This is a genomic window from Streptomyces sp. NPDC030820, assembly GCF_055572075.1.
Window position 1 is genome coordinate 143,217 of record NZ_JBVIEB010000014.1, and the last position, 14,364, is coordinate 157,580.

11 protein-coding genes are annotated in these 14,364 nt (G+C 72.0%); 5 read left to right on the forward strand and 6 right to left on the reverse strand.

What is annotated here, in order from left to right:
- Positions 1–155: 155 nt before the first annotated feature.
- The 3 genes from ACZ418_RS33285 to rsgA form a co-directional block, all read right to left on the reverse strand.
- Positions 156–653 carry a methylated-DNA--[protein]-cysteine S-methyltransferase gene (locus ACZ418_RS33285; RefSeq protein WP_468370615.1) on the reverse strand — a complete coding sequence of 166 codons (498 nt, stop codon included), beginning with the start codon at positions 651–653 and terminating at the stop codon, positions 156–158.
- Positions 650–2,068 carry a bifunctional transcriptional activator/DNA repair enzyme AdaA gene (locus ACZ418_RS33290; protein WP_468370747.1) on the reverse strand — a complete coding sequence of 473 codons (1,419 nt, stop codon included), beginning with the start codon at positions 2,066–2,068 and terminating at the stop codon, positions 650–652. Before ACZ418_RS33290 ends, ACZ418_RS33285 begins: the two co-directional genes overlap by 4 nt.
- A gap of 81 nt (positions 2,069–2,149) precedes the next feature.
- The gene (gene rsgA, locus ACZ418_RS33295) at positions 2,150–3,259 is read right to left on the reverse strand and encodes a ribosome small subunit-dependent GTPase A (RefSeq protein WP_468370617.1); all 1,110 of its coding nucleotides are present in this window, start codon (positions 3,257–3,259) and stop codon (positions 2,150–2,152) included.
- A 326-nt stretch (positions 3,260–3,585) separates the two neighbouring features.
- On the opposite strand from rsgA, the gene ACZ418_RS33300 reads away from it, so the two are divergent.
- Both ACZ418_RS33300 and ACZ418_RS33305 read left to right on the forward strand, forming a co-directional pair.
- Complete coding sequence (locus ACZ418_RS33300) at positions 3,586–3,792, forward strand: cold-shock protein (protein WP_468370618.1); 207 nt, start codon at positions 3,586–3,588, stop codon at positions 3,790–3,792.
- Positions 3,793–3,879: 87 nt separating this feature from the next.
- Positions 3,880–5,502 carry a DEAD/DEAH box helicase gene (locus ACZ418_RS33305; protein WP_468370620.1) on the forward strand — a complete coding sequence of 541 codons (1,623 nt, stop codon included), beginning with the start codon at positions 3,880–3,882 and terminating at the stop codon, positions 5,500–5,502.
- A gap of 169 nt (positions 5,503–5,671) precedes the next feature.
- Here ACZ418_RS33305 and ACZ418_RS33310 read toward each other — a convergent pair whose 3' ends face one another.
- From ACZ418_RS33310 to ACZ418_RS33320, 3 genes are all read right to left on the reverse strand, one after another.
- Positions 5,672–7,159: a cellulose binding domain-containing protein gene (locus ACZ418_RS33310; protein ID WP_468370622.1), complete on the reverse strand. Its 1,488-nt coding sequence runs from the start codon at positions 7,157–7,159 to the stop codon at positions 5,672–5,674.
- Positions 7,160–7,396: 237 nt separating this feature from the next.
- Positions 7,397–8,734 carry a radical SAM protein gene (locus ACZ418_RS33315; RefSeq protein WP_468370624.1) on the reverse strand — a complete coding sequence of 446 codons (1,338 nt, stop codon included), beginning with the start codon at positions 8,732–8,734 and terminating at the stop codon, positions 7,397–7,399.
- 58 nt (positions 8,735–8,792) lie between these two features.
- Positions 8,793–9,467, reverse strand: coding sequence for a pyridoxamine 5'-phosphate oxidase family protein (locus ACZ418_RS33320; protein WP_468370626.1), 675 nt, complete (start codon positions 9,465–9,467; stop codon positions 8,793–8,795).
- 157 nt (positions 9,468–9,624) lie between these two features.
- On the opposite strand from ACZ418_RS33320, the gene ACZ418_RS33325 reads away from it, so the two are divergent.
- The 3 genes from ACZ418_RS33325 (at position 9,625) to ACZ418_RS33335 (ending at position 14,171) form a co-directional block, all read left to right on the forward strand.
- On the forward strand, positions 9,625–10,896 hold the full coding sequence (locus tag ACZ418_RS33325; RefSeq protein ID WP_468370627.1) for an FAD-binding protein: 1,272 nt from the start codon (positions 9,625–9,627) through the stop codon (positions 10,894–10,896).
- Positions 10,897–11,037: 141 nt separating this feature from the next.
- Positions 11,038–12,279: an ROK family transcriptional regulator gene (locus ACZ418_RS33330; protein ID WP_468370629.1), complete on the forward strand. Its 1,242-nt coding sequence runs from the start codon at positions 11,038–11,040 to the stop codon at positions 12,277–12,279.
- An 11-nt stretch (positions 12,280–12,290) separates the two neighbouring features.
- Positions 12,291–14,171, forward strand: a complete 1,881-nt coding sequence (locus tag ACZ418_RS33335; protein ID WP_468370631.1) for a glycoside hydrolase — start codon at positions 12,291–12,293, stop codon at positions 14,169–14,171.
- Positions 14,172–14,364 lie beyond the last annotated feature (193 nt).

Here is a 14,364-nt window from a genome sequence, read left to right on the forward strand (position 1 = left end):
ACCGTGCCACACGCCGGGGCCGCGCCATCGCATCCGCGACGGCTGTCCACCCGCTCGGCGCAACCGGGCGCCGAGAGCATGCATCTGACGCCGGCCCAGGGCGCGAGCCGATGTGCGGGGCGGGCGGGCGTGCTCGGCCGGCGTCATGACCGCGTTCAGCGAGGCGGAACGCGCACGCCCTCCAGGGTCAGCAGCCACACCTTCCGTTCGACTCCACCCGCGTACCCGGTCATCGAGCCGTCCGCGCCGATGACCCGGTGGCACGGGCGTACGATCAGCAGGGGGTTGGCGCCGATCGCTCCGCCGACGGCGCGAACCGCCGCGCGGGCGGCGCCGATCCGTGCGGCGATCTCCCCGTAGGTGACGGTGGCGCCGTACGGCACCTGGTCCAGCGCGGCCCACACCCGCTGCCGGAACTCTGTGCCGTGCGTGCTCAACGGGATCCGGAACTCCTTGAGTTCACCGGCGAAATAGGCGGCGAGCTGGTCCGCTGCGGCGCGGAACGGCCCGGCGTCGTGCCGCCAGCCGTCCTGCACGCTCCGCCCGCCCTTCTGCCCGGGCACGGACAGCGAGGTGAGCGCCCCGTCCGCGTCGGCGGTGAGCAGCAAGCGGCCCACGGGGGCGTCGAGTTCGGTCCAGTACACGGTTGTCATCGGTCGTTCCACTCCCCTGCCACACGCAGATGCCGGACGGCGTACGAGCGCCAGGGCCGCCAGTCGTCCGGCAGCTGCGCGCCGGGCGGGGCGACGTCCGGATCGCCGAGGGCGCGCACGCGAACGGCGGCGACGGTGGCCGGGTCCATGCCGGGCAGGGCGAGCAGGGCCTGCTGCGCGTCGTCCCGGTCGGCGCCCGGGTCCAGCCGTACGGTGCCGTCGGCGAGGGCGGCGGTCAGCGCCCCCAGCGGCCCGTCCGGCTCGGCCTCGGCGAGGACGGCCGGCTCGGGGAAGAGATGGGTGAGGCTGCCGCAGGGCGCGTCGAGCGCCTTGCCGTACCGCCGCACCAGCTCCTGAGCGCCTTCCTTCCCGACCAGGGCGCGGACGGCGGCCTCGGCCGGGTCCACGGCGCCGGGCGAGCGCAGTCCGGGCCGCGCGGCGACCAGCGGGCCGAGCCGGGGGTCGGCGCCGAGCCGCTCGTCGACGGCGTACGGGTCGGCGTCGAGGTCGAACAGGCGGCGCAGCCGCTGCACCGCGGTGGTCAGGTCCCGGGGGTCGGTGAGGTGCAGCCGCGCGTCGAGCCAGCCGCCCGGATGGGTGCCGGTACCGGTCCTCGGCGCCCCGGTACGCTCCTCGACGGCGACGATCCCCGTGCCGTACGGCAGCCGCAGCGCACGCCGGTAGGTACGGCTGCCCGGCGCGCCGGAAACCTCCTCGAGACCGGTTACCGCCTCCGCCGCGAGCTGGTCGAAGACGGCGGCGGCCTGGTAGGGCCCGCGGTGGGCGAGCCGCAGCGGTATGCCGGCGCCCGGAGCGGCCCGGCGGACTCCCCGGCCGCCCCGGGAGGCGCCCCGGCCCCGAGGAGCGGCGGCCCGCAGCTCGGTCGGCGTGGCGGCGTACACCTCCCGGACGGTGTCGTTGAACTGCCGCACGCTGGCGAACCCGGACGCGAACGCGATCTCGGTGACCGGCAGCTCGGTGGTCTGCAGCAGCACCCGCGCGGTGTGCGCCCGCTGGGCCCGGGCGAGCGCCACGGGGCCGGCGCCGAGTTCCGCGGTGAGCTGCCGCTGGACCTGCCGCGCGCTGTAGCCGAGCCGCGCGGCGAGCCCGGCGACGCCCTCGCGGTCCACGACGCCGTCGGCGATCAGCCGCATGGCCCGCCCGACGGCGTCCGCCCGCACGTTCCACTCCGCCGACCCCGGCACGGCGTCCGGCCGGCATCGCCGGCAGGCCCGGAACCCGGAGCGCTGCGCGGCGGCGGCCGTCGCGAAGAACCGCACGTTGTGCCGCTTCGGCGTCACCGCCGGGCAGCTGGGCCGGCAGTAGATGCCGGTGGTCTCGACGGCGAAGAAGAACACGCCGTCGAACCGCCCGTCCCGGCTCCGTACCGCCTCGTACCTGGTGTCCTCGTCCATCACGTGTTCCAGTGTGGACCGCGGCCGGGGGTGGGGCTGGCGGGAATCGGACATGGCGATGGCGGGCTTGCCCGGGGCGCCCTACATCCGACGCCCCCGCTTGATCTCCATCGCCGCCCTCCCCTCGGCGCCCTTCCGCCGCCAGTCCCGTCGCAGCTCCGCACGGACCCGCGCATCGGTCTTGGCCACGATCCACTGGTTCTCCCGCACCAGCTTCCGGTAGCTCTCCAGCCGGCGCTGCGGAAGCTCGCCGCTCTCCACGGCGGACCGCACCGCGCAGTCCGGCTCGGTCTCGTGGGCGCAGTCGTGGAACCGGCACCGCTCGGCCAGTTCCTCGATCTCGGAGAACACCTGGCCGACCCCGCTCTCGGCGTCGTACAAGCCCACACCCCGCAGTCCGGGGGTGTCGATCAGCACCCCACCCGACGGCAGGGTGAGCAGATTGCGGGTGGTCGTGGTGTGCCGGCCCTTGCCGTCGACGTCCCGCGCGGCCCGCACGTCCATGACGTCCGCCCCGACGAGTGCGTTGGCCAGCGTGGACTTGCCCGCGCCGGACTGGCCGAGCAGCACGGACGTACCGGAGCCGACCAGCGCGACGAGGCCGTCGAGCCCCTCGCCGTGCAGGGCGCTGACGGTGAGCACCGGCACTCCGGGCGCGCTCGTCTCCACGTCCTGCACCAGGTGCGCGAGGGTGACCGGGTCCGGCACCAGGTCGGCCTTGGTGAGGACGACGACGGGCTGGGCGCCGGACTCCCAGGCCAGGGCGAGGAAGCGTTCGATCCGGCCGAGGTCGAGGTCGAGGGCGAGCGACACGGCGACCACGGCGTGGTCGACGTTGGCGGCGAGGATCTGCCCGTCGGACCGCTTGGAGGAGGTGGAGCGGACGAAGGCGGTGCGGCGCGGCAGGCACGCGCGGACGTACTGCGGATCACCGTCGGGGTCTACGGCGACCCAGTCCCCGGTGCACACGACCTTCATCGGATCTCGGGGCACGACGAACTCGGTGTCGGCACGGACGGTACCGCCGGGCGTGACGACGTCGCACTGGCCTCGGTCGACACGTACGACACGGCCGGGCAGGAGACCCTGCTCGGCATAGGGAGCGAACTCCGCTTCCCATCCCTCGTCCCAACCGTAGGGGGCCAGAGGGTGCGACGAAGCGGAAGAAGCCGAAAGAGAGGAGAGATTCAAGGGGAACCCTTCACAGGGCGGCCCCGGCCGCGCGCACTCGCAGGCGCAGACGACGCTGGAAGGCTCAGCCGGAAACCACAGGGGTGGGATGGACGAACTTCTGGATCTGGGCGGCGCCCAGCGCAACGACGGTCATCACGGTCCTCACCTCCTGTTCCTTCACGAGCTCACGCTCACTCAACGGCTTGGGCGGAGCCTATGGGAGAGGGGTGCCGCGATGCCAACCCTTATGTGGCGCGGCACCCACCCGACCAACGGCTCCGCACCCACCAGATGAACCACCCTGCCAACCCCAACACGGACCTGCCGAACGCCGGCCTGACGCTGTGCTAGAGTCTTGCAGTTCCAGTTGTGGTACCCATGAAGGCAAGTTCGGCTTCATCCAGCAGGACGGCGGCGGCCCCGACGTCTTCGCCCACTACTCGAACATCGCGACCCAGGGCTTCCGTGAGCTCCAGGAGGGCCAGCGGGTCTCCTTCGACGTCGCGCCGGGCCAGAAGGGCCCGCAGGCGGAGAACATCGTCCCCGCCTGATCGCCGGACGCGTATCCACTCACCGGGGTCCGCACCGAAGTGGTGCGGACCCCGGTTTGTGCTGTTCCCAGGAAGGCAGATAGCTGCATGTCCCGCAGGTCCCAGAAGCCGAACCGGCGCGCCTCGTCGCCCTCACCGTCCGCGTCGTCACCGACGGAATTCCGGCTGCCGGAAAGCGCGACACCCGCGCTTCCCGCCGTCGAGGACTTCGCCAGGCTCGACATGCCTGCGGGGCTGCTGAAAACCCTCACCGCGCAAGGTGTCACCACCCCGTTCCCCATCCAGGCCGCCACGCTGCCCAACTCGCTCGCCGGCCGTGACCTGCTGGGACGCGGACGCACCGGCTCCGGCAAGACCCTCGCGTTCGGGCTCGCGCTCCTGGCCCGCACGGCCGGACTGCGCGCGGAGTCCAAGGCACCCCTCGCCCTGGTGCTGGTGCCCACCCGTGAACTCGCCCAGCAGGTGGCGGACGCGCTGACCCCCTACGCGACGGCCGTGAACCTGCGGCTGGCCACCGTGGTCGGCGGGCTGTCCATCACCAAGCAGGCCGATGCGCTCCGGCGCGGCGCGGAGGTGCTCCTGGCGACTCCCGGCAGGCTCAACGACCTCGTGGAACGCGGGGACTGCAGGCTCGACCACGTACGCATCACGGTGCTGGACGAAGCCGACCAGATGACCGACATGGGCTTCCTGCCGCAGATCACGAAGCTGATCCAGCAGGTACGGCCCGACGGACAGCGCATGCTCTTCTCGGCCACCCTGGACCGCAACATCGACCGGCTGGTGCAGCGGTTCTTGACCGACCCCGTGGTGCACTCCGTGGACCCGTCCGCGGGGGCGGTCACCACCATGGAGCACCACGTGCTCCACGTCCAGGACGAGACCGACAAGAAAGCCGTCACCACGCGCATCGCGGCGCGTGACGGCCGGGTGATCCTCTTCCTCGACACCAAGAGGTCCGCGGACCGTCTCGCCAAGCGGCTCCTGGCCGTCGGAGTCCGCGCGGCGGCACTCCACGGAGGCCGTTCCCAGCCGCAGCGGAACCGCACCCTGGACCAGTTCAAGAACGGCCAGGTCACCGCGCTGGTGGCAACGAACGTCGCGGCCCGGGGCATACACATCGACGACCTCGACCTGGTCGTGAACGTCGATCCGCCCACCGACCACAAGGACTACCTCCACCGGGGCGGCCGCACGGCCCGCGCCGGCGGCTCCGGCAGCGTGGTCACGCTGGTCCTGCCCGACCAGAAACGGGACGTCACCCGGCTCATGTCGGACGCGGGCGTCCGCCCCCGGACGGTGCGCATCAAGTCGAGCGACGCGGAACTGGCCACCATCACCGGCGCCCGCGACCCTTCCGGCGTGCCCGTCACCATCGAGGTCCCCCAGCCGGCGACACCTTCTGCGTCCGGCCCGGACCGGAAGACCGGCACCGAGCCCGGGAGGCGGTCCCGCCGCCGTAACGGCCGCGGGGCCGGGGCGGCAGCAACTGCCGGCGCTTCCGCGACCGGCAGGAGCCGGTCGGCCCGCCGGGCGGGTGCCGACAAGGCCACGGGTGATGCCGTCGGCACGGGCGGCCGCAACTCCAGCCGCCGAGCCGCGGCCGACACGGCGACCGGCACCGCCTCGGGCAAGGCTGTCCGCAGGTCCGGCCGACGCACGGCGGCCGACGGGGCCGGCACCGGCGGCCGCCGCACCTCGGCAACCTAGTGCGGCATCAGGCAGCGTTGGCCCTGTCGGTCACCCCCACACGGCTTGCAGACCGCGCACCGGACGGTGATCGACGCGTCGGTGAGCGCGATCTGTTGGGCGCGAGGGTAGCGCCCGCGATGTCGTGGTGGCCCGGGTCGGTGGCGAAGGACCGGGCGCCCGGACGCGTTCACCCGGCCGTGCAGGGCGCCCCGTTGAGCGTGAAGCCGTACGGTGCCCGGTTTCTGCCCTGCCAGGTGCCGATGAACCCCAGGGACAGCGTGCCGTGCGCGGCGACGGTCTTGTTGTAGTCGGCGGCGGTGGCGGTGACCCGGGCGCCGCTCTGGTGGACGGTGGCGTCCCACATCTGGCTGACCTGCTGGCCGTCGCGGAAGGACCAGGACACAGTCCAGCCGTCGAGGGGCCGGTCCGTGGTGACGGTGACGGAGGCCTGGAAGCCGTCGGGCCACTGGTCGACGAGGTCGTAGGCGACGCGGCAGCCGGCCTCGGGGGCGCTGGAGCGGCCGGGGCCGGCGCTGGGGCCGGGGTGGTGCGCGGCCGAGGAGGTGCTGCCCTGGGGTTCGGGATCGGGCTGCCGGTGGCCGGAGCCGGATGTGGCCCGCGTCGCGGAGGGGGTGGCGGCGGGTGCCGTCGACGAGCCGGGCGGGGTGCTGGTCCAGGAGACGCTGGGTTCGGCGGCGACCGGCTGCCGGTCGTCGCGGGCGGCGGCGCCGTCGTCGCCGGAGCCGCCGAACGGCATCATCGACACGCCGAGCGCCAGCGCGGAGAGCAGCACGGCGGCGGCGAGCAGGCCGCCGCGCAGCGCGCGGCTGCGGCCGGTGCCCTCCTCCGGATCGCCGGCGGCGGGGTCGGCGGGGCGGCCCGCGCCGAGGCGGACCTCGGCGGCGCGGCGGCGGCGTTCCAGGTAGGCGAGGCCGCCCCAGCCGATGACCCCGCCGGCCAGCGCGGCGGGCAGCCCGCCGCCGTGCAGGCGCAGGCACGCGGCGGCCTCGGCACACCGCACACAGGTCGCGAGGTGCCGGGAGAGGTCCTCGGGGGTGTCGGCGGCCGGTGAGCGGGTGACCGCGTCCAGCAGGCGGGCGTAGGAGCGGCACCGCGCGTCCATCGGGGTGTCGAGATGGGCGCGGTGGCAGCGGTCCCGGAACAGGGTGCGGACCTGGTCGAGTTCGTCGGCGACCGCGGCCGGGTCCAGCCCGAGCCGGCGGGCGACGGTGGGCAGGGGCAGCGCCTCCACCTCGGCGAGCCACAGCAGTGACGCGTCGGCCTCCTGCATGTCCCTGAGGCCGCGCAGCGCGACCGGGCGCTCCAGCGGTGGCCCCGCATAGCGTGCGGCGTTGCCGGAGTTGAGCCACAGCCTGAGGTCGGGGTCGAGCTTGTGGCCCTGCCCGTCGGCCTCCCAGGCGGCGGCGGTGTCGCGTACGGCCGTGAGCAGTCCCGGGATCGTGGGCAGCCGGGCGGTGCGGCGGCCCGCGCCGCGCACATGGGTGCTCGCGGCGGCGCGGATCTCGCGCATGCCGAGCGCGAAGGCCTCGGTCGCCAGTTGATGGGCCGTCAGGGAGCCGGAGGTGCACAGGTCCGCGTAACTGAGCACCGCGTCCCAGCCCTCCGAGAACAGCGCGGACTCGGTGGCGTCCTTGGGGGTCGGCAGGTCGGGCATGAAACTCCTGCATCCACGAGCGAGGTCAACTCACCATAGAGGGAAGGGAGTTGCGGGGAACCTCACGGCAGTGCACAGAGCCTTTCACGTCCTGGACACAACTGACAAGCGGCCTGTTCACATCCGGTTACCGATGGTGGCGGGACCGATGCGTGACGCGACGAACCCACAACTCCGGCCTGTTGTACGGATGCAGACACCGTCGCGCTCAACGCGGGGCGGGCCCGGTGCGCGGGATCACACGTCGGCCGGCGTCTCCGCCTCCGTGGGTTCGCCCGCGGGCAGGCTGTCCATGAAGGAGCTGACGGAGAAGACGGCGCGGCCGGGTCCGGGCGGGCCGTAGCCGGGCGGGGAGGAGAGCCCGAAGTCCTCCATCGTCTGACGGTAGGCCTGGAGGAGGCGGATGTGGTACTCCAGCGGCGCGCCCTGCGGGTTGGCCTTGCCGAGCGGGGTGGTGGGCTCCGGGCACCAGGTGGTGAAGCGGGGCGTGATGCCGTGCGACATGAAGAAGCGCAGGCCCTCGGTGGTCGACGCGATCGCCTCGTCCACCGTGGTGAACCCGAACGGCTCGGCCATCTCCACGCCCGCCACGAAGTTGGGGATCACATTGCGCGCGCCGAAGACCTCGGCGGAGTCCAGGATCCGCTTGTGCCACTCGTCGCGGCCGACGTACCGCTCCTTGCCGGGGCAGTACAGCTCGAACAGCCGGCGGTCCCACACCTCGAAGTTGGGGTGGTAGATCTGCACGCCGTAGTCCTTGAACCGCTGCACGTCGGCCTTGGGCAGCGCCTGGGCGACGACCTTGCCGATCCAGCGGCCCGGGAAGCGCTCCTCGATGGCCTTGGCGTAGTGGCCGTAGAAGTCGGCCTCGTCGCGCCCGGCAACCGTTTTCGTGATGGCGCCGCCGGTCAGCGTGTAGGCGGTGGAGGTCTTCTGGGTGTCGTACCGGTCGATGATCTCCAGGGCCTCCAGCACCTCCTCGACGTCCTTCACACCGGTGTACGGTCGGCCCGCCGCCTTGTGCTGGCGCCAGTTGTGGTTGATGTCGCAGTACTGGCACTCCTCCTTGGCGCCGAAGTACTGGCAGACCCGGAAGACGGTGAGATAGATCAGGTAACCCCACTGGATGGTCGGGGCCACCTCCATCACGGACTTCCCGTTGGAGAGGGTGTGCCGGTAGTACTCCGGCATCGGCGGCACGCCGACGTCCGCGATCCGCTTGCCGTCGAGGTAGAGCCCGAGCAGCCCGTCCTCGTCGGCGGCCACCCGGTACGGGGAGGCCGGGTTCACCCGTACGGAGACGACGGTACGGCGCAGGTCGTAGGGGCCGCCGGTGAGGATGATCTCCTCCGGCGGGCGCCGCAGCGCGGCCTCGCCGAGTTCGGGCAGGGTGCCGTGGTCGAAGGAGAAGATGAAGTACGACTTCGGTTTGACCTCGCCGGTCTCGTTGTCGCTGAGGGCGGACGGGTCGAAGGCGACGCCGCCGCGGAGCAGGTCCTCCTTGAAGACGGCTTCCCGTGGCACGTGCGGGAACCGCTCCATCAGATCCTCGACCAGCGCGGTACGACTGCCCATCCGTCTGTCTCCTCCCGGTTCAGGCGTACGTCTCACACCGTATGCCCCCGCCTGCGGCTCAGCCGTGCCGGGTCCCCGCACGGCGTGCGATGTGGTCCGGTACGGCGGCCTGGGCCGGCAGCGCCGGGTCGGGCTCCGGGGTGCCCCAGACCGTGGTCAGCGGCAGCACCCCGGCCCACAGGCCGAGCGCGGCGTCGGGGCCGTCGCCGTCGTCCGGGGCGCCGGTGCGGATCTTGACGGAGGCTTCTTCGAGGGAGAGGGCGAGGAGGGTGGTGGCGGCCAGTTCCTTGCGGTTGGGGCCACGGGCGTACGACCACTGTCCCGGCGCGGAGTGCTCGGTGAGCCGGCGCAGCCCCTCCAGCTTCTCCTCGGGGTCGGTGACCTTGCGGGGCGTGCCGTGGATCACGGCGCTGCGGTAGTTGACGCCGTGCTCGAAGACGGACCGGGCGAGCACGAGCCCGTCCACATGGGTGACCGTCACACACACCGGCGTGTCACCGGCGAGGCTGCGGCCGGCCACCGACCCGTGCAGATACAGCCACCGCTCGTCCCGCCCGTACACCGTGGGCACGACGACCGGCCGCCCCTCGACCAGCACCCCGAGGTGACAGACGAAGGCGGCGTCGAGGATCGCCTCCAGTTCCGCGCGTTCCAGGCTGCCCTGCTCGCGCAGCCGGCGATGGCGGGTGCGGTCGGTGACGGGCAGGCGGGCGGGAAGCGGTTCCTGGGGCATGGTCCGCAAGGTATCGATATCGCACTAGTCAGGCCAGTCAAATTCCGGATACGTCGATGAATGCGGTTGCGACGACGAAATCCGTAGAAGCATCCTCCTCCGGGCCACCGCGGATGAGAGGGTCGGCGCACACGCACTCTCCGGGAGGGACGCAACTGTGACAGGGACGGCCGAGACCGCCGGGACGGTCACCAACTGGGCGCGCACCATCACCTACGCCGCGCGGGAGTTCCACCGTCCGCGCACGCTCGACGCACTGGCGGCGCTGGTGGCGCGCAGTGAGCGGGTGCGGGTGCTGGGCAGCGGGCACTCCTTCAACCGGATCGCCGACCCGGGTGCCGACGGCGTGCTGCTGTCCACCGCCGGGCTGCCGCGGGTGATCGACGTCGACACGGCGGCGCGCACGGTCCGGGTGTCGGGCGGGGTCCGCTACGCCGAACTGGCCCGCACGGTCCACGCGCACGGTCTCGCCCTGGCCAACATGGCGTCTCTGCCGCACATTTCGGTGGCCGGTTCCGTGGCGACGGGCACGCACGGCTCGGGCGTGCACAACGGCCCCCTCGCGTCGGCGGTCCGGGAGGTGGAGATGGTCGTCGCGGACGGCACGACCGGGACGATGGGCCGGGACGATGCGCGGTTCGACGGTTTCGTGACCTCCCTCGGCGCATTCGGCGTCGTCACCGCGCTCACGCTCGACCTGGAGCCGGCCTACGAGGTGGAGCAGCGGGTCTACACCGAACTCCCGCTGAAGGGGCTGGACTTCGATGCCGTGACGGCCGCGGGGTACAGCGTGAGCCTGTTCACGGACTGGCGGCAGCCGGGCTTCCGGCAAGTGTGGGTCAAGCGGCGCACGGACCGGCCGGCGGTGGACTTCCCGTGGGCCGCGCCCGCGGCGGGTCCGCTGCATCCGGTGCCCGGCATGCCCGCGCAGAACTGCACCGAGCAGCTGGGCGTGCCCGGGCCGTGGCACGAGCGGCTGCCGCACTTCCGGGCGGAGTTCACGCCGAGCAGCGGGGAGGAGATCCAGTCGGAGTACCTGCTGCCCAGGTCGGCGGCCCTCGACGCCCTGCATGCGATCGAGGGCATCCGGGAGACGGTCGCCGGGGTGCTGCAGACCTGCGAGGTGCGTACGGTCGCCGCCGACACGCAGTGGCTGAGCCCGGGCCACGGACGGGATTCGGTCGCACTGCACTTCACCTGGGTCCGGGACGAGGCGGCGGTGCTGCCGGTGGTGCGCCGACTGGAGGAGGTGCTGGACCCGTTCGATCCGCGCCCGCACTGGGGGAAGGTCTTCGAGATCCCGTCGGCCGTACTCCGCAGGCGGTACCCACGGTTGTACGACTTCCGGCGGCTGGGCCGGTCCGTGGATCCTTCCGGTACGTTCGCCAACGCCTTCGTGCGGGACCACCTCGGCCTCCCCAACGACTGAGGCCACCCGGGCACAGACTTTCTCCAACCCCTTTCCAAAGCCCTTGCCGAAAGGACGTCCCAGCCCATAGCCTGACGCCCGCGCCGGTGCCCATGTCGCCCCGGCCTGGTCCGGCCGGACGGGATGGGAGGGGCAGCCGCATTGAAGCGCACATCACGTGACATCCGCACCGCGAACCGCTACGAGGTGCTGCGCCAGATCATCGCCGAGTCTCCCACCTCCCGGCAGGAGCTGGCCGCCGCCACCGGACTGAGCCTGGCCACGGTCGCCACGCTGGTCGGCGAGCTGCTCGACCTCCGCATGATCACCGAAGTGGGGTTCGAGGACTCCGCCGGCGGCCGGCCCCGGGGCCTGGTCGCCGTCAACGCGTCGGGGGGCGCGTTGATCGGCGTCGACATCGCGGAGACGTACGTCCATGTCGAGCTGTTCGACCTGGCGTTGAACGTGCTGGCCCGCGCCGACGAGGACATGCGGCCCGGTGAGAGCCGTCCGGAGCAGGTGGTCGGGCATGTGGCCGCGGCCGTCGGCTCGGTGGTGGCGCAGGCCGGTGTCGAGGCGGCCCGGGTGCTCGGCGTGGGGGTGAGCGTGCCGGGCCAGGTGGACCGGGACACCGGCGTCGCCGAGTACGCGCCCAACTGGGACTGGCACGACGTGCCGTTGCTCGACCTGCTCAGCGAACACATCGCCTATCCCCTGTACTTGGACAATCCGCTGCGCGCCTGCGCGGTGGCCGAGCTGTGGTTCGGGGCCGCGCGGGGCCGCGGGGACGCGGTCGTGGTCAATCTGGGCACGGGGGTCGGCGCCGGTCTCGCCCTCGGCGGCGGCCTGCACCGGGGCGTGAGCAACAGCGCCGGCGAGTGGGGCCACACCACGCTCGTGCTGGACGGGCGGCTGTGCCACTGCGGCAATCACGGCTGTGTCGAGACATACGTCGGCGCGCCCGGCATCATGCAGAACCTGCGCGAACTCAGCCCGCAGTCCCCGCTGTTGCATCCCGAGGACCAGACCGCCACCGTCGACGCCCTGGCCGGCGCGGTCGCCGCGGGCGATCCGGTGGCCCTCAAAGTGGTCCGGGACACCGCCCGTTACCTGAGCGCCGGCATCTCCGACCTGATCAACCTCCTCAACCCCGAAGTGGTCGTGCTCAGCAGCTGGGTCGCCGCCCGGCTGGGGGAGCCGCTGCTCGGCGAGGTCCGCCAGGCCGTCGCCCGGCACGCGCTGCGCCGGCCGCTCGCCGCCACCGAGATCGTCCTCTCCCCGATCCCCACCGACCCGGTGTCCCTCGGCGCGGCCACGTTCGCGCTGGAAGGGGCGCTGCAGTCCGTCGGGCAGAGGTCAGCAAGAAGCAGCAACGCAAGGAGCCGTACCGCACCGCCTTCATGACGACGGAAGGGATGCATGTGTCTCACCCCCGCAAGAGATTCCTGCTGCTGACAGCCTCCGCCGCACTGGCCGTCACCGGGGCCCTCCTCAGCTCCCCGACCGCGAGTGCCGACGCCGCCCCGGCGGCCGCCGAGGTCTCCCCCCACGCCGCCCAGACCATCGACAACATCGGCGCGTCCGGCGCCTGGTGGGTCAACGAACTCCAGCACTTCGACCCGAAGGTCCAGGCACGGGTCGGCCGACTCCTGTTCTCCCAACAGGGGTTGGCCCTGAGCTCGTACCGCTACAACATCGGCGGCGGAGGTGTCGCGGTCACCACGCCGGCCCGCGCCGCCGAGGACTTCCTCGCCTCCGACGGCTCCTACGACTGGAGCAAGGACAAGGGCGGCAGGACCTTCCTGAAGTACGCCGCGCAGTACGGCGTCAAGGATCTGATCGGCTTCGTGAACAGCGCGCCCGCCCGGTGGACGACCAACGGCAAGAGCTGCGGCGGCCAGTTGAAGGCGGAGAACGAGACCGACTTCGCGAAGTACATCGCCGACGTGACCGATCACTTCGCGCGGCAGGGCGTGCGGCTGGACTACATCAGCCCCTTCAACGAGCCGGACAACAGCTTCGCCGACTGCGGTCAGGAGGGCATGCCGGTGCCCGTCGACCAGCGCGACGACATCGTGCGCGCGCTGGGCGCCGAGCAGCGGGCCCGGCACCGGAAGACGGGCATCATCGCGGACGAGTCCAGCAAGACCACGCAGTTCACCAGCGAGGTCCCGCAGTGGATCACGCAGCCCGGCACCGCGCATTACGTGTCCAAGCTGGCCCATCACACGTACAACAACCCCGACGACGGCCAGCTCGGAAACGTCTACGAAACGGCGAAGTCGGTCGGCAAGACGCCCTGGGCAACCGAGATCTGCTGCTTCGGCAAGGGCACCACGGGCTGGAACCAGGAGTACGACCCGACCATCGACAACGCCCTGCTGATGTCGCGGATCATCTACAAGGACTTCGCGGTCTCCCACGACTCGGCGTTCCAGTGGTGGGTGGCGCTCGCCAGCGGTTACGGCACCGATCCGAACACCAGGAACGACCAGGGCTGGAACGACGGCCTGATCTACTACGACCCCGACTACGCGACGAACGGCAACCAGAAGCTGTACTTCACCAAGCGGTACTACGCGCTGGGCCAGTACAGCAGGTTCGTCCGGCCGGGCGCGGTCGCACACGACGTGACCGGGGCTCCGGACGGCGTGGAGGTGTCGTCGTACGACCTCCCCCAGGCTCGAACAGACTCGCCCGGGGGCACCCCCACCGGGCAGTGGGTGGTCGTGGTGAACAACCACAACAGCACCGACACCGCGCTGAACCTGCACTTCAACAGCAAGGCGCCGGTGCGGACGACACAGGCCGTGCGGACCTCGGCGGAGGAGAACTGGGCGAAGGTCGCGAAACCGGCCGTCGCCGGCGGAACGGTGTCCGCGACCCTGGCCGCCCGCTCCATCACGACCTATGTCTTCGACCGGACGGGCCAGGGCGGTACGGCGCTCACCGGCGCCCTGGTCGGCAATCAGTCCGGCAAGTGCCTGACCGCCGACGCCTCGGGGGCCACGCTCGCCTCCTGCACGGGCGCGGCGGGCCAGTCGTGGTCGTACGACGCGAAGGGCACCCTGAAGGACGCCAACGGCTACCTGACAGCGGGGAGTTCGGGCCTGACGGCCACCGCGGCCGCCACGGACGACGGCACTCAGCAGTGGCTGCTGAACGGCAACGGGCAGATCGTGAACGAGGCGTCGGGCACGTGCCTGGACGTCAGCGGACAGGCGACCGCCGACGGCAGCAAGGTGATTGTGTACAGCTGCAACGGCGGCGCCAACGAGGCCTGGACCCGGCAGTAGCCGCCACTCTTCCCTGACCGAGGGCCGCCGGCCACTCCTCTGACCCGGCGGCCCTCATCTCCCTTTCCTCATCAGGCCGTTCGGAATTCCGAACCAGGCACAACGCTTCGAACAGACTTCGTCCAACCCCTTGCCGAAGCATTAGCCGAAGCTTAACGTCCCGCACCAGCCTTAGCCGCACCCGCACCCGCAC